The sequence below is a fragment of the Nonomuraea monospora genome (assembly GCF_039531895.1).
Taxonomy (GTDB): domain Bacteria; phylum Actinomycetota; class Actinomycetes; order Streptosporangiales; family Streptosporangiaceae; genus Nonomuraea; species Nonomuraea monospora.
The window spans coordinates 635,444-656,307 of the sequence record NZ_BAAAQX010000001.1; the positions used below are offsets into that span (position 1 = coordinate 635,444).

16 protein-coding genes are annotated in these 20,864 nt (G+C 72.5%); 11 read left to right on the plus strand and 5 right to left on the minus strand.

All coding sequences use genetic code 11. The annotated features are described in order from the left end of the window. Window positions 1-134: 134 nt before the first annotated feature. The 6 genes from ABD331_RS02910 to ABD331_RS02935 all read left to right on the plus strand — a co-directional run bounded on the left by ABD331_RS02910 (window position 135) and on the right by ABD331_RS02935 (window position 9,631). Window positions 135-1,346 carry a sensor histidine kinase gene (locus ABD331_RS02910; RefSeq protein ID WP_344470612.1) on the plus strand — a complete coding sequence of 404 codons (1,212 nt, stop codon included), beginning with the start codon at window positions 135-137 and terminating at the stop codon, window positions 1,344-1,346. 128 nt (window positions 1,347-1,474) lie between these two features. Further along, a complete protein-coding gene (gene lanKC / locus ABD331_RS02915) occupies window positions 1,475-4,039 on the plus strand; it encodes a class III lanthionine synthetase LanKC (RefSeq protein WP_344470614.1) in 2,565 nt (854 codons plus the stop codon). Beyond that, complete coding sequence (locus ABD331_RS02920; RefSeq protein WP_148433900.1) at window positions 4,011-4,142, plus strand: SapB/AmfS family lanthipeptide; 132 nt, start codon at window positions 4,011-4,013, stop codon at window positions 4,140-4,142. The genes lanKC and ABD331_RS02920 overlap by 29 nt, the downstream gene beginning before the upstream one ends. Before the next feature lie 67 nt (window positions 4,143-4,209). After that, window positions 4,210-5,961 (plus strand): ABC transporter ATP-binding protein, encoded by a 1,752-nt coding sequence (locus ABD331_RS02925; RefSeq protein ID WP_344470615.1) that lies wholly within the window; start codon window positions 4,210-4,212, stop codon window positions 5,959-5,961. Beyond that, the gene (locus ABD331_RS02930) at window positions 5,958-7,649 is read left to right on the plus strand and encodes an ATP-binding cassette domain-containing protein (protein WP_344470617.1); all 1,692 of its coding nucleotides are present in this window, start codon (window positions 5,958-5,960) and stop codon (window positions 7,647-7,649) included. The genes ABD331_RS02925 and ABD331_RS02930 overlap by 4 nt, the downstream gene beginning before the upstream one ends. Beyond that, on the plus strand, window positions 7,646-9,631 hold the full coding sequence (locus ABD331_RS02935; protein WP_344470618.1) for a prolyl oligopeptidase family serine peptidase: 1,986 nt from the start codon (window positions 7,646-7,648) through the stop codon (window positions 9,629-9,631). The genes ABD331_RS02930 and ABD331_RS02935 overlap by 4 nt, the downstream gene beginning before the upstream one ends. A gap of 37 nt (window positions 9,632-9,668) precedes the next feature. On the opposite strand, the gene ABD331_RS02940 is transcribed toward ABD331_RS02935, so the two are convergent. Next, window positions 9,669-10,277, minus strand: coding sequence for a response regulator transcription factor (locus ABD331_RS02940; protein WP_344470619.1), 609 nt, complete (start codon window positions 10,275-10,277; stop codon window positions 9,669-9,671). Window positions 10,278-10,448: 171 nt separating this feature from the next. Here ABD331_RS02940 and ABD331_RS02945 point away from each other — a divergent pair, with 171 nt between their 5' ends. Continuing rightward, window positions 10,449-10,937, plus strand: a complete 489-nt coding sequence (locus ABD331_RS02945) for a carboxymuconolactone decarboxylase family protein (RefSeq protein ID WP_344470620.1) — start codon at window positions 10,449-10,451, stop codon at window positions 10,935-10,937. Here the strand turns inward: ABD331_RS02945 and ABD331_RS02950 are convergent, their stop codons facing one another. Both ABD331_RS02950 and ABD331_RS02955 read right to left on the minus strand, forming a co-directional pair. Continuing rightward, window positions 10,938-11,966: a zinc-dependent alcohol dehydrogenase family protein gene (locus ABD331_RS02950; protein WP_344470621.1), complete on the minus strand. Its 1,029-nt coding sequence runs from the start codon at window positions 11,964-11,966 to the stop codon at window positions 10,938-10,940. Window position 11,967: 1 nt separating this feature from the next. Then, window positions 11,968-12,798: a helix-turn-helix transcriptional regulator gene (locus tag ABD331_RS02955; RefSeq protein ID WP_344470622.1), complete on the minus strand. Its 831-nt coding sequence runs from the start codon at window positions 12,796-12,798 to the stop codon at window positions 11,968-11,970. A 103-nt stretch (window positions 12,799-12,901) separates the two neighbouring features. Here ABD331_RS02955 and ABD331_RS02960 point away from each other — a divergent pair, with 103 nt between their 5' ends. From ABD331_RS02960 to ABD331_RS02970, 3 genes are all read left to right on the plus strand, one after another. Further along, on the plus strand, window positions 12,902-13,612 hold the full coding sequence (locus tag ABD331_RS02960; RefSeq protein ID WP_344470623.1) for an SDR family oxidoreductase: 711 nt from the start codon (window positions 12,902-12,904) through the stop codon (window positions 13,610-13,612). A gap of 36 nt (window positions 13,613-13,648) precedes the next feature. Beyond that, window positions 13,649-15,046, plus strand: a complete 1,398-nt coding sequence (locus tag ABD331_RS02965; protein ID WP_344470624.1) for a glutamate-cysteine ligase family protein — start codon at window positions 13,649-13,651, stop codon at window positions 15,044-15,046. Window positions 15,047-15,125: 79 nt separating this feature from the next. Continuing rightward, complete coding sequence (locus ABD331_RS02970) at window positions 15,126-16,139, plus strand: hypothetical protein (RefSeq protein ID WP_344470625.1); 1,014 nt, start codon at window positions 15,126-15,128, stop codon at window positions 16,137-16,139. Here ABD331_RS02970 and ABD331_RS02975 read toward each other — a convergent pair. Further along, on the minus strand, window positions 16,129-16,851 hold the full coding sequence (locus ABD331_RS02975; RefSeq protein ID WP_344470626.1) for a PaaX family transcriptional regulator C-terminal domain-containing protein: 723 nt from the start codon (window positions 16,849-16,851) through the stop codon (window positions 16,129-16,131). The two genes, ABD331_RS02970 and ABD331_RS02975, sit on opposite strands and share 11 nt — an antisense overlap. Before the next feature lie 31 nt (window positions 16,852-16,882). Between ABD331_RS02975 and ABD331_RS02980 the strand changes: the two genes are divergently transcribed. After that, the gene (locus ABD331_RS02980; RefSeq protein ID WP_344470627.1) at window positions 16,883-18,547 is read left to right on the plus strand and encodes an acyl-CoA dehydrogenase family protein; all 1,665 of its coding nucleotides are present in this window, start codon (window positions 16,883-16,885) and stop codon (window positions 18,545-18,547) included. On the opposite strand, the gene ABD331_RS02985 is transcribed toward ABD331_RS02980, so the two are convergent. Then, window positions 18,528-20,846 carry a DUF4132 domain-containing protein gene (locus tag ABD331_RS02985; RefSeq protein WP_344470628.1) on the minus strand — a complete coding sequence of 773 codons (2,319 nt, stop codon included), beginning with the start codon at window positions 20,844-20,846 and terminating at the stop codon, window positions 18,528-18,530. The two genes, ABD331_RS02980 and ABD331_RS02985, sit on opposite strands and share 20 nt — an antisense overlap. Between the last annotated feature and the right edge of the window lie 18 nt (window positions 20,847-20,864).

Genomic DNA, 20,864 nt, shown 5'->3' on the forward strand with positions numbered 1-20,864 from the left:
TGTACGGGAAGTCAGACTTGTCCAAAAGCGGAAACGACCTTTACACGGATGACGATGATCAGGTCGATTGGAGGAACGTTGCAAAACCGTGGACGTGCCTGATCCGGAAGACCTGAACGCACACCGGGGGTGAGGTGAAGGACACACACCGCGGACTCGTCACCCGGGGGCTGGCCAAGCTGCGCGACCTGCGTGCCAGGCGGCGAAGACGCCTGCGTGCCGAGCGGAGGGCCGCCGGGCGCAAGGGGCTGCGCGCCGCGTTGCGCGACTTCTCCTCCCCCTCCTGGGTGGGCGGCCTCGGCCTGACGGCGGTGATCGCGGGGGTGTCGGCGCCGGTCATCACAGGGCTGGCCGGGGCGGGCGCGCTGGCGCAGGGCCTGGTGGCGCTGCTCGTGCTGGTGGCGCTGCACGTCAAGTTCGTCACCGAGACCCCGGTACGCCGTGCGGGCGCCTGGTGGATCGTGGCCGTGCAGGCATGGCTGACCTACCTGCCGCTGACCGTGTTCGGCGCGGCGTGGATCCCGGTGTGCGGGCTGCTGACGGGCGCGCTGCTGGTGATGGCGGGCCGGATCCGCTCGACCGTGCTGGTGCTGCTGGCCCTGGCGTGCGGGCCGGTGGTGCTGGCCTCCCCCGACCGGTCGATGATCGACCCGCTCTGGGCGCTGGTCTCCCCGATGGTCGGCGTGGCCGAGTACGCCATGATCACCCTGGCCAAGCAGGCCGAGCGGCTCGGCGAGGCGCGTACCGACGTCATGCGCAGAGCGGTCGCCCTGGAGCGCCGCCGCTTCACCCGCGACCTGCACGACCTGGTCGGACACCGGCTGACGGTGCTGGTGCTGAAGGTGCAGCTCCTGGAGCGGCTGGTCGCAGAGGGGGACGTGAAGGCGCAGACCGAGGTGAGCGAGACACTGGAGCTGCTGCGCAACCTGTCGACCGACGTCAGGGCCGTGGCGCACGGCCTGCGCAGCTCCTCGCTGGCGGCCGAGCTGGGCTCGGCGCGCTCGCTGCTGGAGTCGGCGCGGGTGCGCTGCCAGATCAGGGTGTCCTGCCGCGACCTGCCCGGCGACGTGGAGGAGGCGCTCACGCACGCCCTGCGCGAGGGCGTCACGAACGTGCTGCGCCACGCGGAGGCCCGCCAGTGCTCGGTGCATCTTCTGGAACGTGACCACATGGTGCGGCTGACGATCAGGAACGACGGGGTACGCCCGCCGCGCCGCCCCGGCGACGCCGGACAGGGCCTGCTGAACCTGGCCGACCGCGTCTCCATCCTCGGCGGCTGGCTGGAGGCCACCTCCTCCAGGACCGGCCAATTCACTTTCAGCGTGTACGTCCCACGAAAGAAATAACGGTCAATGATGTGGATTTAACAAATGCCCCTCACAGAGCCACGTATGGGTGCTGTGAAATGTGACTAGCCGGACCACCCCCGGCGGCGGGAAGCTACTTGACACACCGCCCTGGAGGTTCCGGCCAAATGGACAAGTACGAGCTCTATTGCCTGGTTGACCAGTGTTTCTATGACACCCTTGAGCACAGCACGGCAGTGGACGCCGACTTTTCCATGCTGCACAGATCAGTGCCCGCCGGCTGGTCCTCGGCACGCACCGACACCTGGTGCTATTTCGCCCCGGACAACGAGCCGCCGCTGCCCTCGCAGGGCTGGAAGATTCACGTTTCCGCCCGCGTCGAGGACGCCGAGAAAGCCATTGAAGCCGTTTGGGACTATTGTTTGCCGCGCGGTATCGCGTTCAAGTTCCTGCGCGGCATGCCCGTGCACGTCATGGTGAACTCGAAGGCGGCCTCCCGCGCCTCCAGCGGCAAGCTCATCACCGTCTACCCGCGTGACGAGGCGCAACTGGAGCTGATCCTCAAGGAGCTCGACGAGTTACTGCGCGACGTGCGCGGCCCGTACATCCTCAGCGACCTGCGCTACAACGACGGCCCGCTGTTCGTCAGGTACGGCGGCTTCGCCGAGCGCCACTGCCTGTCGCCGTCGGGCGAGCGCGTGCTCGCCGTCGAGGACGAGGACGGCGCGCTCGTGCCCGACGTGCGGGGCGCCACCTTCTCGGTGCCGCCGTGGACGACGCTCCCCTCGTTCCTGGAGCCGCAGCTCGCCGCGCGCAACTCCGTGACGACGACTGATCTGCCGTACACCATCGAGAGTGTCCTGCACTTCTCCAACGGCGGCGGCGTCTACCTGGGCCGCGACAAGCGGACCGGCGAGCGCGTGGTGCTCAAGGAGGCCAGGCCGCACGCCGGGCTCGACACCGCCGGCCGCGACGCGGTCGCCAGGATCGAGCACGAGCGCGACATCCTCGAACGCCTCGCAGGGCTGCCCGCCGCCCCCGCGCTGCTCGGCTACTTCACGCTCGGCGAGCACCACTTCCTCGTCCAGGAGTTCGTGGACGGCACGCCGCTCCAGCGCAGGCTCGTGCACCGCTACCCGCTCACCCGCGCCACCTGCACCGAGCAGGACCTGGCCGAGTACACCGAGTGGGCGGTCGAGACGCTGGAGGAGGTGGCCCGCGCGGTCGGCTCGCTGCACGAGCGCGGGGTCGTCTTCGGCGACCTGCACCCCGACAACATCCTGCTGACCGACGACGGCCGGGTGGCGCTGATCGACTACGAGGTCGCCACGCTCGCCGAGGACAGGGCGCGCGCCGCGCTCGCCCACCCCGCCTTCGCCGCGCCGCCCGACCGGCAGGGCGTGGACGTGGACCGGTACGCGCTGGCCTGCCTGCGCCTGGGGCTGTTCGCGCCGCAGTGCACGATCATGCTGCCGCTGCACCGGCCGAAGGTGGCCCACCTCGGGCAGCTCGTCAAGGAGACGTTCCCCGTACCCCACGGGATGATCGACGCGGCCGTCGCCACCATCGCCGGCGCAGGCGCCGAGCACGACCCCGCCGCGTACCTGCCGGACCTCACAGACTGGCCCGACCTGCGGGAACGGCTGGCCAAGGCCATCACGGCCAGCGCCACTCCCGGCCGCGACGACCGGCTCTTCCCCGGCGACGTGGCCCAGTTCCAGCCAGGCGGCGGGCTCAACCTCGCGCACGGCGCCGCCGGCGTGCTGTTCGCCCTGCACAGCACGGGCCTCGGGCCCTTCCCCGAGTACGAGCGCTGGCTGCGCGACCGGGCCCGCCGCCCCGTCCAGGGCTCAGGGCTCGGCCTGTACGACGGGTTACACGGCATCGCGTACGTGCTCGACGTGCTCGGACACCGGGAAGACGCGCACGACCTCGTCGAGGTCTGCCTGCGCGAGAAATGGGACCGCCTGGAATCGGCGCTCATCTCCGGCCTGTCCGGCATCGGGCTGAACCTCCTCCACTTCGGGCACACCGACCTGGCCCTGCGCGCGGCAGACATCTGCGCCGAGCGGCTCGGCACCCCCGTGCCCGAGATCAGCGGCGGCACCAACCCGCGCGCCGGGCTCATGCACGGCTCGTCAGGGCCCGCCCTGCTGTTCGTGCACGCCTACGAGCGCACCGGCGATTCGGCGCTGCTCGACCTGGCGGCCACCGCGCTCCAGCAGGACCTGCGGCGCTGCCGCCACTCGGAGGACGGCTCGCTCCAGGTCAACCAGGGGTGGCGGCTGCTGCCGTACCTCGATGAAGGGTCCGCGGGGATCGCGCTCGTGCTGGAGCGCTACCTGCGGCACCGGCACGACGAGGCGTTCGAGACAGCGCTGGCCGAGCTGCGGCTCGCCGGACGCGCGCGCTTCTTCGTGCAGGCCGGGCTGTTCACCGGCCGCGCCGGGCTCATCGTGGCCGGCGCGGGGAACGTGCCCGAACTGGTGAAGGGGCTGCGGTGGCACGCGCTGCCGCACGCCGGAGGCCTGGCCTTCCCCGGCGACCAGCTCCTGCGCCTGTCCATGGATTTCGCGACCGGAACGGCCGGCGTGCTCTTCGCCCTCGGTGTGGTGATGGGCGAAAGACCCTGCCAGTTGCCGTTCCTCGAGGCCGCGCCCGAGCGGCCTCACCCCCACTACACCACGGAAGGAGGTGTACGACATGGTACTTCTCGACCTGCAGGGTCTTGAGGCTCCCGCGGCCAGCGACGTGGCCAGCGGCGGCAGCACGCTGACCGTTCTCTCCTGCCACTCTGGCGCGCCCAGCAACCTCAGTGTCGCTCTCTGCCACTGATATCGAGCACAAACGTCCCCGCGCCGGTCGCCACGGCGCGGGGACATTGATTCGAAGGAGGCGCCGCGTGCGGGCAGGAGACCGGCTGGTGATCGGCGCGGTACGGCGCAGCGGCCCATGGCCCGCCGTGCTGGCCGGCACGGCAGTCGTGGGAGCGGCCGGAGAGCTGGCCATCCCGTACCTGATCGGCCGCACCGTGGACGCCACCGTGGAAGCCTTCTCGACGCGCCAGCCGGCAGGCACCCACTGGCTGGCGTTCTGCGCCGGCGCCGTCGCCGCCGTCATGCTCTGCGAGAGCATCGGCGTGTGGGCGCGCGGCGCCAGCGGCGCCCACGCCGCCGCGATCCTGCGGACCGGCGTGCTGCGGCACGTACTCGGCACCGGCTCGGCGGCCACCCGCCGCTTCCCGGAAGGCGAGCTCGTCACCCGGGCCGGCCTGAACGCCGAGGAGGTCGGCAGGGCGCCGGAAACGGTGACCAGCGCGCTCGCCCTGCTCGTGCCCACGGCGGGCGCGCTGGTCGCGCTCACCCTCATCGCTCCCGTCCTGACGCTGACGCTCGGGGCGGGCATCGTGCTGATCCTCCTCGTCCTGCGTGCCTTCCTCCGCAGGACGACCACGCTCGCGGGCGGCTACCAGGAGGTGCAGGGCGAGATCGCCGCCCGCCTCGTGGAGGCGCTCGGCGGCGCCCGCACCATCGCCGCCGCCGGGACGGCCGAACGCGAGGCGCGCCGCGTCCTCGCGCCGCTGCCCCGGCTGCGCGATCACGGGATGGCGCTGTGGCGGGCCAACGCCTCGGCCACCGTCCGGTCCGGGCTGGTCATGCCGCTGCTGGAGGTCACCGTCCTCGCCGTCGGCGGGCTCATGCTCGCCGCGGGCGACCTCACCGTCGGAGAGCTCTACGCCGCCGCGCGTTACGCCGTGCTCGGAGCCTCGCTCAGCACGGCGCTGGGCCACATCGGCGGCCTGGCCAGGGCGCGCGCAGCCGCCGGACGGGTGGCCGAGATCCTCGAACTCCCACCCGTCCGGTACGGCTCCCGCACCCTGCCCGCCGGCCCCGGCGCGGTCGAGTTCCGCGACGTGGCCGCGAACGGGCTGACCGTCGGCGACCTCACGCTTCCCGGCGGCTCCGTGACCGCCGTGGTCGGGCGCTCCGGGGCGGGCAAGTCGCTGCTGGCGGCGCTGGCCGGGCGGCTGGTCGAGCCCGAGCGCGGGGCGGTGCTGCTCGACGGCGTGCCGCTGCCGGAGCTGGCGGAGGAGGAGCTGCGGCGGGCCATCGGCTACGCCTTCGAACGGCCGGTGCTGGTCGGCGAGACGATCGGCGACGCCATCAAACCCGAACCGCCGCTCGCTCCCGCCCGCGCGCCCATCCGGCCCGAGCCGCCGCTCGCTCAGGAAGAGCCGCTCGCGGACGCCGCCCGGGCCGCGTGCGCGGACGCGTTCATCCGCAGGCTCCCGCTCGGCTACGCCACCCCGCTCGCCGACGCCCCCATGTCCGGCGGCGAACGGCAGCGCATCGGCCTGGCCAGGGCGTTCGCCCAGGGGGAGCGGCTGCTGGTGCTCGACGACGCCACCTCCAGCCTCGACACCGTGACGGAACGCCAGGTCGGCCAGGCCCTCACCACCGACGACCGCGGCCGCACCCGCCTCATCGCGGCTCACCGCCTCGCCACCGCCGCCCGCGCCGACCAGGTGGTCTGGCTCGACGGCGGTACGGTCCGCGCCCGCGGCCCGCACCACGTCCTGTGGCAGGACCCGGCCTACCGCGAGGTCTTCCAGGGAGCCGAGCGGGCCGGTGAAGCCGAGGGAGCCGCGCCATGAACCCGTTCGTCCGCGCCCTGCGCCGGGAGCCGAAGCAGCTCGTCAGGCTGGGGCTCTGGTCGGTGGTCGAGGCGGCGCCCGCGTTCCTGATCGGGCACGCCGTCGCCCGCGCCATCGAGGACGGCTTCGCCCAGGCCCAGCCGCTGACCGGCCTCATCTGGCTGGCGGCGCTCGGGCTGGCGTGGCTGGCAGGGGCCGTGGCCGCGCGGCAGGTCGTGCTGGCGGTGGCCGCGGTGGCGGAGCCGTTCAGGGACGACCTGCTGACCCGGGTCGTCGAGGGCGCGATCAGGACGGGCACCGGCCGTGACAGCGCCGCCGTGGCCAGGGCGGGGCTCCAGGTCGAGCTGGCCAGGGACGCCTTCGCCGCCGTGGTCACGACCGTGCGCGGCTTCGTGTTCACCGTGGTCAGCGTGGTGCTGGGGCTGCTGACCCTGGCCCCGGAGACGCTCGTGCTGGTCATGCCGCCCTTCCTGGCCGGGCTCGCGCTCTTCCTGGCCTCGCTGCCCGCGCTCGCCAGGCGGCAGCGCGCCTACCTCGTGGCCGACGAGCGGCTGGCCGAGGCGATGGCCGGCATGGCGGGCGGGCTGCGCGACATCGAGGCGTGCGGGCTGCGCGAGGACGTCACGGGACGGCTCGGCCGCCGGGTCGGCGCGCAGGCCGCCGCCGCGCGCACGCTGGCCCGGGTGAGCGCCGTCCGCACCGCGGCCCTGGCCGCCGGCGGCTGGCTGCCGGTCGTGCTGGTCCTGGCGGGAACGCCGTGGCTGCTGGAGCGCGGGGTGGGAGCCGGGGTGGTCGTCGGCACGCTCGCCTACGTGACGCAGTCGCTGGCTCCCGCGCTGGGCGGGCTCGTGCAGGGGCTCGGTGTGGCCGGGGTGCGGCTCGCCGTGTCGCTGGGCCGCATCCTCACCATGGCTCCGGCCCCCGCTCCCGCACTGCCCGCGATCCGCCCGTCCGGTGGAGAGGTCAGGCTCGGCGCGGTCACCTTCGCCTACGGCCCGCACTCCGCGCCCGTGCTGGAGAGCCTGGACCTGACGATTCCCGAGGGCGACCATCTGGCGGTCGTGGGGCCGAGCGGCGCGGGCAAGTCCACACTCGCTTCCCTGATCAGCGGCGTGCTGCGGCCAGGCGAAGGCGAGGTGCTGGTGGGGGGCGTGCCCGCCGACCGGCTCGATCCCGCCGTCCGCGTGCTGATCCCGCAGGAGGCGTACGTCTTCAGGGGCACGCTCAGGGAGAACCTGCTCTACTACCTGCGAACGGGCAGCGGGCCGGCGGACGTCGAAGCGGCGGACGCCGGGCTGGCGGAGGCGGTCGACGCTGTCGGCCTGGCAGACTTCGTGGAGGAGCTGGGCGGCTATGACGCGCAGGTCGAGCCGGGCGCGCTCTCGGCGGGCCAGCGCCAGCTCATCGCCCTGACCCGCGCCTACCTGGCCCCCGCGTCCCTGATCATCCTGGACGAGGCCACCTGCCACCTCGACCCCGTCACCGAGGCGAGAGCCGAGGCCGCGTTCGCCCGCAGGGGCGGCACGCTCGTCGTGGTCGCCCACCGCCTCACCTCAGCCCTGCGCGCGCGCCGCATCCTGCTCATGGACGGCACCCGGATCACGATCGGCACCCACGAGGAGCTGATCAGGACCTCACCCCTGTACGCCGACCTGGCCGGCCACTGGCACCCGGAGCCCGTGTCATGAGATTTCCAGACGACTTCCCGCCCGCCGAACGCCTCCCCCTCACCGAACGCCGCCACGGCCACGAGATCGCGGACCCGTACCGGTGGCTGGAGGACCCCGTCGACCCGCGCACCCAGGACTGGCTCGCCGCCCAGGACCGGCTCTGGCGCGACAGCGCCAAGAGCATGCCGTGGCGGGAGCGGTTCCTGGCGCGGCTGACCGAGCTGAGGGACACGGGCCTGGTCACGCCGCCCGTGTGGCGCGGCGTCAGGCGCTTCCACCTGCGCCAGTCGCCGTCGCAGGAGCACCCGGTGCTCTGCTGCGACGACCGCGTGGTGCTGGACCCCATGGAGCTGGACCCCAGCGGGCTGACGACGCTGGACGACTGGCAGCCCGACCTGGAGGGCCGCCGCCTGGCGTACCAGATCTCGCGCAGCGGCGACGAGAAGGCCTGCCTGTACGTGCGGGACCTGGCCACCGGCGAGGTCGTCGACGGCCCGATCGGCGGCTGCCGCTACTCGGCGGTCGCCTGGCTGCCCGGCGGCGAGTCCTTCTACTACGTACGCTTCCAGCAGGGCGTGTTCCTGCACACGATCGGCTCGGCCGACGCTGACGTGCCCGTGTTCACCAGGGGCGCGATCTCGTACGGCGTGCAGATCAGCCCCGACGGCCGCTGGCTGACGATCTCGGCGGGCACCGGGTCGGGCAACTCGCTCTGGCTGGCCGACCTGGCGGGCGAGGATCCGGCGCCGCGCCCCGTACAGGAGAGCCCGAACGCCCGCACGGCCGGCGCGGTGGCCTGCGACGGCCGCCTCTACCTGCTCACCGACCGCGACGCCCCCCGCCGCAGGCTCTGCGTGGCCGACCCAGCCTCGCCGGCGGTCTGGCGGGAGCTGATCCCGGAGGACGAGGAGGCCGTGCTGGGGGCGTTCACGCTGCTGGACGGCGACCGGCTGCTCGTGTCGAGGACGCGGCACGCGATCGGTGAGATCGGCGTGCACGACGCCCGCACGGGGGAGCGGCTGGGGACGGTGCCGCTGCCCGGCAACGGCTCGATCGCCTCGCTCACCTCGCGCCCCGGCGGCGGCCCCGAGGCGTGGTTCGCCTACACCGACGCCGTCACGCCCGCCGAGATCTGGCGCTACGACGCCCGCACGGACACCACCACCCGCTGGTCGTCCCCGCCCGGTCAGGTCGGGCTGCCGGAGGTGCGCAGCCACCACATCGAGTACGTCTCCGCCGACGGCACCCCCGTCCGCATGGTCGTCGTCGCGCGCCCCTCCCAGGGCGGCCCGCGCCCGACGATTCTCAGCGGGTACGGCGGCTTCGGCATCCCCCTCATGCCCGGCTACGCCGCCGACTCGCTGGCCTGGGTCGAGGCGGGCGGCGTGCTGGCCATCGCGAACCTGCGCGGCGGCGGCGAGGAGGGCGAGGCCTGGCACCGCGACGGCATGCTGGAGCGCAAGCAGAACGTGTTCGACGACTTCGTGGCCGCCGCCGAGAAGCTGATCGCCGACGGCTGGACGACCCCGGGGCAGCTCGGCATCTGGGGCGAGTCGAACGGCGGCCTGCTCGTCGGCGCCGCCCTCACCCAGCGGCCCGGCCTGTTCGCCGCCGTGGTCTGCTCGGCGGGGCTGCTCGACATGGTCCGCTACCACCTCAGCGGCCTCGGCCCGTCCTGGACCGGCGAGTACGGCGACCCGGACGACCCCGAGCACCTCGGCTGGCTGCTCGACTACTCGCCCTACCACCACGTGCGCGAGGGCACCGACTATCCGGCGACGCTGTTCACGGTGGCGGCGGCCGACACGCGGGTGGACCCGATGCACGCCCGCAAGATGTGCGCGGCGCTGCAGTGGGCGAGCGGCGGGGGGCGGCCGGTCCTGCTGCGTTACGAGCCGGACGTGGGCCACGGGGCGCGGGCGGTCAGCCGCTCCGTCGGGCTGGCCGCCGACGTCCTGGCCTTCCTGGCGGCGCAACTGGGCTGCTCGGATCCGGCCTGAACCCCCGGCGGCCGGATCCGGCCGGAATATCCGGCGGTCAGATCCAGCCCGACTCCCTGGCGATGCGGATGGCGTCGATCCGGCTGCGCGCCCCGAGCTTGGCCGTGGTCCTGGACAGGTAGTTGCGGACCGTTCCCTCGGACAGGTACAGCGAGGCCGCGATCTCCCCGACCGACGCCCCGTCCGCCGCGGCGCCGATCACGTCCATCTCGCGCTGCGTCAGCGGCGCCTCCGCCGGCCGCATGGCCGCGATCGCCAGCTCGGAGTCGATGACCCGCTCGCCGTCGGCGACCCTGCGGATGCCGTCCGCCAGCCGCCCGGGGGGCGCGTCCTTGGCCATGAAGCCGCGTACGTGCGCGTCGAGCGCCCTTTTGAGCAGGCCGGGTGTGCCGACGCCGGTCAGGATGAGCACCCCGCACTCGGGTAACTTCTCGTGCAGCACGCTCGCGGCGGCGACCCCGTCCATGCCGGGTAAGGCGTAGTCGAGCACCGCGACGTCGGGGCGGGAGGCGCGGGCGGCGGCCAGGATGCGGTCGCCGCGATCGACCTCGGCCACGACTTCGATGTCCTCTTCATAGGCCAGCAGCGCCACAAGCGCGCCTCGTACCAGGTTCATGTCCTCAGCGAGCAACGTTCGAATCACCATGCGTCCTTGCGGTCGACCAGGCTTGCAACGTCTGCGGGCCCCTTAATCCTGCCGTATTGACCCAATCATGAAAAGTACTTGTATTTGGTCGTCAAGCCGTTCTTTCGCGGACGGCTCGTACCCTGAGGGAGGCCTACCAAGCGTCTGGCCGATTGGGAGATGCTGACGAACATGAAACCCCGTGTACGTCCACTACCGCCCGAGGAATGGGACGACTTCACCAAGGGCCACCCGTACAACGTGTTCGCCACCCTGGCCCGCCACCCCCGGCTGTACCAGGGCTGGCGGGGCTTCCATGGCACGCTCCAGGACGGCACGCTGCCCGCCAGGGACCGCGAGCTGGCCGTCCTGCGCACCGCGCACCACTGCGACAGCGCCTACGAGTGGGCCAGGCACGCCCGGCTCGCCCGCGAGGCGGGCCTCACCGAGCAGGAGGTCGAGCTGGTGCGCAGGCCGGACGCGCTGTGGTCGGTGGAGGACCAGCTCGTGCTCCAGGTGGCCGACGACCTGTACTACGCGGGTGACCTGACGGACGCGACGTGGGCGGCGCTGTGCGACCGCTACGACGAGGCGGGCCGGATCGAGCTGGTCATGCTGGTGGCCCACCACGGCATGCTGGCCCTGGTGCTCAGGACGCTGCGGGTGCGGCCGGACGACTGATCAGCGGGGGGTGATCATCGTGACGCCCGGCACCGAGCCGATCGAGGCCAGCGCCTTGCCGGCGTCCGCGAGCCCGATCGTGCGCGTGACGAGCTGGTCGGGGTGCAGGATCCCGGCCCTGATCATCTCCAGCATGGGCGGGTACGCGTGCGCGGCCATGCCGTGGCTGCCCAGCAGCCGCAGCTCGTACCCGATGACCCGGTCCATCGGCACCGGCGTCGCCCCGCCGGGCAGCAGCCCGACCTGCACGTGCCGGCCCCTGCGGCGCAGGCTCTCGACGGAGGCGGCGCACGTCGCGTGGCTGCCCAGCGCGTCGATCGACACGTGCGCGCCGCCCCTGGTCAGCTCCCTGACCTGGGCCGCCGCGTCACCGGCCGAGCCGTTGACGAAGTGCGTGGCCCCCGCCAGCTCGGCCAGGTGCAGGGCGTCGCTGCTGATGTCCACCGCGACGACCCGGGCGCCCGCCGCCGTCGCGATCATCACGGCCGACAGGCCCACGCCGCCGCAGCCGTGCACGGCCACCCACTCGCCGGGGCGTACCTCGCCGACCTGGACCACGGCGCGGAAGGCGGTGGCGAAGCGGCAGCCGAGGCCGGCCGCCGTGACGTAGGCCATGTCCTCGGGGACGGGGATGAGGTTGACGTCGGCGTGGTCGACGGCGACGTACTCGGCGAACGAGCCCCAGTGCGTGAAGCCCGGCTGCGTCTGCCGCTCGCAGACCTGCTGCTCGCCGGTGGCGCACGCGGCGCAGGAGCCGCACGCGCAGATGAACGGCACGGTCACCCGCGCTCCCGGCAGCCAGCCGCGCACGTCGGAGCCCACCGCCTCCACCACGCCAGCCAGTTCGTGGCCCGGCACGTGCGGCAGGACCTTGATGTCGGCGTCGTGACCCTGCCAGCCGTGCCAGTCGGACCGGCACAGCCCCGTCGCCTCGACTCTGATCACCGCTCCGTGCGGGGATGGGGCGGGATCGGGCAGCTCGCGCACGTCGAGCTCCCCACCGAAGATGTCAAAGGCAACCGCTCGCATCTCATGAGCTTAGAGTCAATTCCCGCAGCTCGCGCAAGGCCCGGTGCGACGACGAGCCGGGTTCGGTGGTGTAGAGCACCAGGCGGAGATCGTCGCGCTCGGGCACCGGCATGACCTGGCAGATGGTGTCGATCGTGCCGACGACCGGATGGTGGATGCGCTTGCGCTGCTCCCTGCGGATGCGCACCTCGTGCCTGGACCACAGCTCGGCGAACTCGGGGCTGAGCGCGAGCAGCTCCGCCACCAGCGCCTTGATGCGCCGGTCGCCGGGGTAGCGGCCGGCGGCGGCGCGCAGGTCGGCGACCGAGGCGCGGGCGAAGGCGCCCTTCTCCTCGTCGTCGAAGTGCTCGCCGATGTCGGGCGACATGAACACCCAGCGCAGCACGTTGCGCTGGTCGGGGTCCAGGCGGTCCAGGTTGCCCATGAGGGTGCTGGCCATGGGGTTCCAGGCGCGCAGGTCGTAGCGGGCGTCGAGCACGTACGCGGGCACCTCGTCCAGGAACGCGATCAGGTGCAGCATGCTCTGCGGGACGTCCTCCCTGATCCGCGGCGGGTCCAGCGGCTGGCCCGCCAGGTGGAACAGGTGGGTGCGCTCGTCGTGGCCGAGCATGAGGGCCCTGGCCAGCGCGTTCAGCACCTGCCTGGACGGGTGCGGGCCGCGGCCCTGCTCCAGCCGGATGTAGTAGTCGATCGACATGCCCGCGAGCTGCGCGACCTCCTGGCGGCGCAGGCCGGGGGTGCGGCGGTTGCCGCCGCCCGGCAGGCCCACGTCCGCGGGGGTGACGCGGGCGCGCCTGACGCGGAGGAATTCGGCGAGTTCGTCGCGGTTCATGCCTCCATCCTGTGCGAGGAACGCGCCTGCGTGGGTGGTACCGCTGATCCCAGCCTCTGCGGGTCTCTCCCGCGACCGCCCTGAGCCGGTCGAACGTGGAGGCATGGAGAAGATCGCACTCATCACGGGTGCCAACAAGGGCATCGGCTTCGAGATCGCCAAGCTGCTGGCCGGGCAGGGCGTCACCACGATCGTGGGGGCGCGCGACGAGGAGCGCGGCAGGGCCGCCGCCGAGCGGCTCGGGCAGCCGTACGTCCGGCTCGACGTCACCGACGAGCAGAGCGTGGCCGCCGCCGCGAAGTGGATCGACGGCGAGTACGGCCGGCTCGACATCCTGGTCAACAACGCCGGCGTCACCGGCGACCCGGCGGGCTTCCTGCCCAGCGCGGCCACGGCCGCGCACCTGCGGGAGGTCTACGAGACGAACGTGTTCGGCGTCGTCACGGTGACGAACGCGATGCTGCCGCTGCTGCGCAGGTCGCCGGCCGGGCGGATCGTGAACATGTCGAGCGAGCTGGGCTCGCTGGCGATGGCGGCGGACCCCGCCAGCCCGTTCGCCGAGGTCAACATCGTCGGGTACAACTCCTCCAAGAGCGCGCTCAACATGATCACCGTCGGCTACGCCAAGGAGCTGAAGGACACCCCGATCAAGGTGAACGCCGCCAACCCCGGCTACTGCGCCACCGACCTCAACCAGCACCAGGGGTTCCGCACGGCCGAGCAGGGCGCGGCCATCGCCGTCAAGCTGGCGACCCTGGACGAGAACGGTCCCACCGCCGCCTTCATGGAGGATGCGGGAGATGTCCCCTGGTGAAGGTGTCAAGGCCGACATTTGGGACAGTTTGGGGTGATGGGAAGAGATCTGGATAAGGAGCGATTTACCGAGGCGGAGTATGCCCGCTTCGGGGAGCGCATCCGGGAGCAGCTCGGTGTGCTGCGCGAGTTGCTCGACACCCCCGGCTTCGGTCAGGGCCCGGTCACGATCGGGGCCGAGCTGGAGTTGTTCCTGATCGACGACGAGGGGCGCCCCCTGCCCCGCAACGACCAGGTACGGGAGGCCCTGGGCGACCAGCGCGTGGTGCTGGAGCTGGGCCGCTACAACATCGAGGTGAACCTGACCCCGCTGCCCCTGGCGGGCAGGCCCTTCGAGCAGCTCGGCGCCGAGGTGCAGGAGACGATCACCAAGGTGGACGCGGCCGTGGAGGGCGGCGGCGCGCTGCCCATCGGCATCCTGCCCACGCTCGACACCGAGGACTTCACCCTCGGCGCGATGAGCGACCAGAACCGGTACCGGGCGATGAGCAGGGGGCTCAGGAGGCTGCGGCTGGAGCCGTTCCTCGTGAAGATCGACGATCTGGAGCTCTCCGTCGAGGACGTCATCCTGGAGAGCGCCAACACCTCGTGGCAGGTGCACGTCCGCACGCCGCCGGAGCAGTTCGCCCGGCTGTTCAACGCCGCCCAGCTCGCCATCGGGCCGGTGCTGGCGGTGTGCGGCAACTCGCCGTTCTTCCTGGGGCGCGAGCTGTGGGAGGAGACCCGCATCGCGCTGATGGAGGAGGCCGCCGACGACCGGGACGTGCAGCGGCGCGAGCGCAAGGACGGGCGGGTCACGTTCGGCTCCGACTGGGTGCGCGAGGGCGCGCACGAGCTGTTCGAGCGGTACGTGCAGGACTACGACCCGATCGTGCCCGACCTCACCGAGGACGCCGAGCGGCACGAGGTGCCGGAGCTGCGGCTGCACCAGGGCACGATCTGGCAGTGGAACCGCCCCGTCTACGACCCCGCCGACGGCGGTCACCTGCGCATCGAGATGCGGGCGCTGCCCGCCGGGCCCTCCTGCGCGGACATGGCGGCCAACACGGCCTTCCTGCTCGGGCTGACGCTCTCGCAGGCCGAACGCGATCTGACCGGGTACCGGTTCGCGACGGCGTACCAGAACTTCTACCGGGCGGCCATGCACGGGCTGGACGCCAAGCTCTCCTGGCCGGGCATGGAGGGCGAGCACGACGCCGCGGAGCTGGTCCTCTACCTGCTGCCCGAGGCCAGGAAGGGGCTGCTGGGAGCCGGGGTGGCGCCGAATGACGCGGACCGGGCACTGGACGTGATCGCGCAGCGCGCCAGGCTGCGCCGCACCGGCGCGGTGTGGCAGCGGGAGACGCTGGCGCGCCTCGGCGGCGACCGGCGCGAGCTGGTGCGCCGCTACCGCGAGCTGGCACTGTCGGGGACGCCCGTGCATTTGTGGAAGTGATCCGCCAACCTGAACCATCCCCGTTCCGTCAAACTGGTCAAGAGACGGAAAAGGTGAGGCGGATATGGCGGGTACGGGGATGGTTCCAACCGATAAGGCGGCTTTTGCCCTGAGTCGGGAGACGGGCGACCTGGCGGAGGGGGCGGCCAAGCTGGCGAGCGAGATCGGCGCCACCTCCGTCGAGGCGGTGCTGGCGCAGGCCAACAGGACCGGGCGACGCAAGGGCGCCGCAACGGCCATGGGCTCGATGCGGCCCAGGCCCGCGGAGTGGTACGCCTTCGACGACAGGGACCAGGACACCGCCGACTGGTACCCGCAGGGCCTGACCGGCAGCGAGGACTCCGGCAACATCGGGATCCCCGCGTTCCTGGTGAGCTGGTACTTCAAGCCGGAGGCGGGCGAGCGGGGCATCAGGGTGTCGTTCCTCAGCCCCAAGTCGCTGAAGTACCAGCACGCGCTGCTGGTGCAGGCCAAGCCGGACGGCTCGTACGGGCCGATCAACATCCACGCCGGCGGCATCGCCTGCTACGGCGACCTGCTCTACGTCGCCGACACCACGCGCGGGCTGCGCGTCTTCGACCTGAACAACCTGCTCGACCTGCGCACCGCCCAGAACGACCTGGGCGACGGCAAGCGCGTCGGCCGGCACGGCGGCAGGCTGCACGCCTTCGGCTACCGCTACATCGTGCCGCAGACCGACGCCTGGACGGTGGCGCAGGAAGGGCCGCGGTTCTCGTTCGTGTCGATCGACCGCAGCGGCGACACGCCGCGGCTCATCACCGGGCAGTACGAGGAGACGCGCCCCGACGGGTGGGTGGGGCGCTGGAACCTCGACCTGGAGGGCGGGGAGCCCGTGGACGCGTTCGTCATGGGGCACCCCAAGATCCAGGGCGCGACGTCGTACCGCGACGCCTGGTACCTGAGCCAGTCGGCCGGCGCGAGCGCCAACGGCAAGCTGCTGGTCCACAAGGGCGAGGAGCCGGAGGTCAGGCCGTTCCCGATCGGCCCCGAGGACCTGACCGTGCAGGACGGCAAGCTGTGGAGCGTCACCGAGTTCAGGAACAAGCGGACGATCTTCGCCGTCAGCCTCTGAGATGCTCCTGGAGCACCTCCCGGTAACGGTGGTCGAAGGCGTCGTGGCGGGCTCGTAGCCCGGCGCCCGGCCAGCCGTCCGGCAGCAATTCGTCGGGCAGCAGCGGGTCGGCCAGCAGGTGGCGCAGCACGGCGGCCAGCACCAGGAAGCCCTCGGCCAGCCCTTCCGTGTTGCCGAGGGCCCGTTCCAGGCGGCGTGCCTCGGCCGCCCAGCCGTCCAGGTCCCACAGCAGCGGCGTGGGGTCGCCGTGCGGGCGGCCGTCGATCAGCGTGCACTGCGCCGTGACGATCTCCGGCCAGGCCCGCACCAGGTTCGCCGGGCGCAGCCAGGTGCCCTCGCGCAGCTCGGCCAGGCGCAGCGCGCTCATCGTGTGCCGGAACGCGGCCCGGTCGGCGGGCGCGCGCCGCTCGGCCGTCACCACGGCCACCTCCCACGTGCCGTCCCATGGCTTCGTGTGCGGGTGGAGGCTCTCGTCCTGCCTGGCCTGGCGCTCCACGAGCCGCTGCGACAGCGTGTACTGCCCGTCGGCCTGCAGCAGGTCGCCGGCCGCGACCATGCGCGACAGCGCCACCCTGACCGTGCCCTCCGCGATGCCGAACAACGCGCCGATGCGCACCAGGTGGCGGGCGGGCAGCCGGGGCGGGTGGCTGCCCAGCAGCGCGCTCAGCACCGCCGACCGCGCGCTCAGAGTCTTACCATTACGCTCTTCCATCGCGTGTCGATTATATGTAACACTCGCCGGTATGGGCCGGTATCTCATCGAACCGTTCGACCGCAGCGACCGCTACGCCACCGAGGCCTACCAAGGCGCGGCAGGGCGCAACTGGTGGCGCTGCGACCCCACGCTCCGCCTGCTCATGCGGCGGCACCTGGGTGACGGCTTCGCCTGGGCGCAGCCGCACCTCGACCGGCTGGGCGGGCTCATGGGCGGCCTCGTCGCCGAGTGCGCCGAGGAGACCGATCGCCACCCGCCACGGCTGGAGAAGTACGACAAGTGGGGCAGAGACGTCAGTCAGGTCGTCATGCCGCCGTCGTTCCACACCGCCCGCCAGGCGCTCATGGCCGACAACTTCACCTCCCCCTCCTTCGCCGGACAGGCCCGCGCTAGCGGGGCAGACCCCGCCGCGCTGGGCGCCGCCTGGACGTACCTGCTCGACCAGGCCGACATCGGGATGGGCTGCGCGCTCGGCACAGGCGGCGACATGGTGGTCTCCCTCGCCGAGAAGCACGCGCCTCCGGACGTACGCGATCGGGTGCGGGAGATCTTCGCCGACGGCTACTACTCGGGCGAGGCCGCGCAGCTCTTCACCGAGCGCACCGGCGGCTCCGACCTGGCCGCCCTGGAGACCGAGGCGGTGCCCGCGGGCGACGCGTGGCTGCTCACCGGCTACAAGTGGTTCGCCTCCAACGCCAACGGCTCCGCCTTCGTCGTGCTGGCCAGGCTGCCGGACGGGGCCGTGGCGCCGTTCCTGGTGCTGTGGGAGCGGCGCGACGGCAGCCGCAACGGGGTGCGCATCCGCAGGCTCAAGGACAAGCTCGGCACCAGGTCCGTCGCCTCCGCCGAGGTCGAGCTGACCGGCGCGGAGGCGTTCCTGCTGGCCGGGCAGGGCTCCGGCTCGGGCCTCGGCACCATGATGAAGCTCACCAACGCCTCCCGGCTCGGCGTCGCCATGATGGGCGTCGGCGTGGCCAGGCGCGCGCTCGTCGAAGCCCTCTGCTACGCCCGCGCCCGCGAGGCGTTCGGTCGGCCCCTCGCCGAACAGCCGCTCATGCGGCGCAAGCTCAGCGAGCTGATCGTCGAGGTCGAGGCCGCGCAGGCGATGGTGTTCGACGGACACGTCGGCCCCCGGCTGCGCCTGGCGCCCGCCCTGATCAAACTGCGCGCCGCCCGGCTCGGCGTGACCGCCGCCGGCGACGCCGTCGAGGTGCACGGCGGCAACGGCTACATCGAGCAGTGGCCGGTGGCCCGGCTGCTGCGCGACGCGCAGGTCAACCCGATCTGGGAGGGCGGCGACAACATCCTCTGCCTGGACGTGCGGCGCGCCATGCTCAAGGAACGCGCCCACCTCCCCTTCCTCGACCACCTGCGCGCCCTGGCCACCTCCGACCTGGTGCGGGCCCGCGTCGACGACCTCACCAAGGCCATCGAGGCGTGGTCCGCCCTGGACCACCCGACGGCCGAGGCGCGGCTCTACCCGCTGGCCCAGTTCATGGCCGACGTCTACGCCGCCGCGCTGCTGGAGAACCAGGCCACGTGGGGGCTCGACGACGGCCGCAAGGCGCTCGTGGCCCGCCTGTACGCCGAGGCGCACCTGGTGGACCAGGGCCCGCTGCGCGGCATCGACCGCCCCGCCGACGACCCCTTCGACGAGCTGGTAGCGGGCGCCTTCAGCGAATCTGACGGGTGATCGACGGGTCCGTGATCTCGGTGTCGGCGGCCAGCAGGAACGCCTTCGACAGGATGAGCGACAGCATGCCGCCGTCCTCCTCGAACGGCAGGAACACCTGGTCGCCGCCACCGCCAGGGACGATGCACAGATAGGCGTCGTTGGGCTCCATCAGGATGTTGCCCGACCCCAGATGGATCTTGTACGTCCGCAGCTCGCCCTTGACGTGCAGGAACCGGCCGTCCAGCGTGCACCGGCCGGCGATGGACAGGCGGGGCAGCAGCCGGGACAGCGCGTCGCGGCGCACCTCGGCCGACTCGCTGAGGTCGCCGAAGCCGTACGACTCCCAGTACTCGCCGTGCCCCTCCGGATCCAGCCCCGTGGAGGTGACGCCCACGGCCAGGTCGGCGTCGCGCAGCACCTCCGACAGCGTCAGCGGCGGCACCTCGGCCAGCGGCACGACGCGCCCCTCCGAGCGGAAGCGGAGGTCGCCGCTGACGCAGATCGACGCCGTGCCACCGCCGTCACGGTCGAAGGAGTCCTCGTCCAGGTGGAAATCCCAGTGGGCGGTCAGCCCGCCGGGCAGCTCCTTGGTGGCCTCCGCCTCGTGGGAGCCGTACTCCCAGCCCCAGTGGCCCAGCGACATGCCGGTCCAGCCGCGGCCGGTCAGCAGCGCCTTGGCCTGGCCGTAGCGCAGCAGGTGGCGGGCGAAGCGGCGCGAGTGGTCGCGCGTCCGCTCCTCGGCCGGGGTGAGCAGGTAGACCTCGCGGAAGGCCTGCTTGAACGGCTGACGCAGGTCGTTGGCGATGAGGTGGTCACGCCAGCCCCGCACCTCCTCGACGGTGTGCGCGATGGGATGCCACAGCAGGACGGGCGTGTCGGGGGACGGCTGGATGCGGCGGCCCGCCGGATCGGTCAGCGCCCATCCCTGGCCCCCCTCGATCGGCAGCCCGGCGGGGCCCTGGAGGATCTCCCAGATCAGGCCGCGGGCAAGCGCGCCGGTGACCGGGTGGTCGAGGAAGTGCTCGCACACGTCCCGCCAGCGCCAGATCCGCTCGGTCGCGAGCGCCCGCTCCACCCGGAACCGCTCCGCCGGCACAACCTGCTTCAGCTCCTTGGCGGTGGCCCTGAACTCCGCCAGCAACTCCTTGTCCACCGTCTTGGGGATGGTCTTGCGGCCCTCGAAGGTGATCCGTCCGTCCAGCGACAGGCACAGCCCCTGCTCGGTACGGGTGCCGCCGGGGCCGAGCCCGAACGTGGGCACCGTGCGGTCCAGCAGTTGCTCGGGGGAGAGCCCCGCCTGCCCGGCCACCTCGTTCAGCGTGCGATCCACCGCGGCCAGGATCGTCTTCTTGCGGACCTTCGCCTGCACGCGGGCGAGCTGCGCCACCACCTCCAGGCCGCCGCGCCTGGACAGCACCCCGATCGCGGCGTTGGCCAGCAGCTCGCTGCGCGCGTTCGCGCCCGAGCCGCCGATGCCCGTGCCCGTGGTGACGGCCACGTCGCCGAGCAGCGGCGTCACCCACGGCTCGTCGATCAGCTCGCAGGTCCAGATCAGGCCGCGTAACGTCGTGGCGGTGCGCTCCCGCAGGAAGACCGTCTCCGTGCGCTCGCCCCGCGAGTACGGGGCGGGCAGCGTCGCCTCCCGATGGGCCTCCAGAGCTTGCAGCACGTCGGGGATCAGATCGAGGGCGGCGTCCCCGAGCAGGGCCGCGGCCTTGGCCAGCCACCTGGCGCTGGGCCTGGCGGTGGTGGCCGTGGCCCAGTGGCGCAGCAGCGGCAGCACGTCCGGGCTGCCGAGCCGCGTCGCGAACTCGCCGGCCATCAGGGCCGAGAATCGGTCCTCCTCCCACACCACGTTGCGGACCGCCTCGGCGGGGCCGGCCGTCTCCGGCTCGGTGAGCAGCGCCGTCACCTGATCGCCGATGACCTCCCACAACCGCTCGTGATAGCGGCGCAACGGATCGGGCGCCCACCAGCGCAGGGCGAGCCGCCGCTCGGCGTAGGGGAGCGAGGCGGCGGCGGCCAGCGGCACCCGGTAGAACGCGGCCTCGTCCGCGTGCCCCGAATGCCGCGTGTAAGCCGACACCCGCCACAGACCGGTGACCGTGATCCTGTCCCACTCCTGCTCGTCCGAGGCCGCCTGCTCCACCAGCGCCCGCCGCCGCTCATCGGCCGGCTCCGCGCAGAACCTGACGTGCGCCCACGTCCCGAACTCCGCACCGCCCTCGTCGATCAGCTCCTCACCGGCCTCGAAGGCCGCGTCGAGCCGCGCGAACTCCCGCTCGTCGTCCTCGCTGAGTCGAGCCCAAGCGTCCATCGGCCACCCTGTCCCGTT

Excerpts from the sequence above, each read along its gene's own strand:
- lanKC (WP_344470614.1), top strand. The coding sequence starts at position 1,475 with ATGGACAAGTACGAGCTCTATTGCCTGGTTGACCAGTGTTTCTATGAC.
- ABD331_RS02920 (WP_148433900.1), top strand. The coding sequence starts at position 4,011 with ATGGTACTTCTCGACCTGCAGGGTCTTGAGGCTCCCGCGGCCAGCGAC.
- ABD331_RS02930 (WP_344470617.1), top strand. The coding sequence starts at position 5,958 with ATGAACCCGTTCGTCCGCGCCCTGCGCCGGGAGCCGAAGCAGCTCGTC.
- ABD331_RS02935 (WP_344470618.1), top strand. The coding sequence starts at position 7,646 with ATGAGATTTCCAGACGACTTCCCGCCCGCCGAACGCCTCCCCCTCACC.
- ABD331_RS02940 (WP_344470619.1), bottom strand. The coding sequence starts at position 10,277 with ATGGTGATTCGAACGTTGCTCGCTGAGGACATGAACCTGGTACGAGGC.
- ABD331_RS02945 (WP_344470620.1), top strand. The coding sequence starts at position 10,449 with ATGAAACCCCGTGTACGTCCACTACCGCCCGAGGAATGGGACGACTTC.
- ABD331_RS02950 (WP_344470621.1), bottom strand. The coding sequence starts at position 11,966 with ATGCGAGCGGTTGCCTTTGACATCTTCGGTGGGGAGCTCGACGTGCGC.
- ABD331_RS02955 (WP_344470622.1), bottom strand. The coding sequence starts at position 12,798 with ATGAACCGCGACGAACTCGCCGAATTCCTCCGCGTCAGGCGCGCCCGC.
- ABD331_RS02960 (WP_344470623.1), top strand. The coding sequence starts at position 12,902 with ATGGAGAAGATCGCACTCATCACGGGTGCCAACAAGGGCATCGGCTTC.
- ABD331_RS02965 (WP_344470624.1), top strand. The coding sequence starts at position 13,649 with ATGGGAAGAGATCTGGATAAGGAGCGATTTACCGAGGCGGAGTATGCC.
- ABD331_RS02970 (WP_344470625.1), top strand. The coding sequence starts at position 15,126 with ATGGTTCCAACCGATAAGGCGGCTTTTGCCCTGAGTCGGGAGACGGGC.
- ABD331_RS02975 (WP_344470626.1), bottom strand. The coding sequence starts at position 16,851 with ATGGAAGAGCGTAATGGTAAGACTCTGAGCGCGCGGTCGGCGGTGCTG.
- ABD331_RS02980 (WP_344470627.1), top strand. The coding sequence starts at position 16,883 with ATGGGCCGGTATCTCATCGAACCGTTCGACCGCAGCGACCGCTACGCC.
- ABD331_RS02985 (WP_344470628.1), bottom strand. The coding sequence starts at position 20,846 with ATGGACGCTTGGGCTCGACTCAGCGAGGACGACGAGCGGGAGTTCGCG.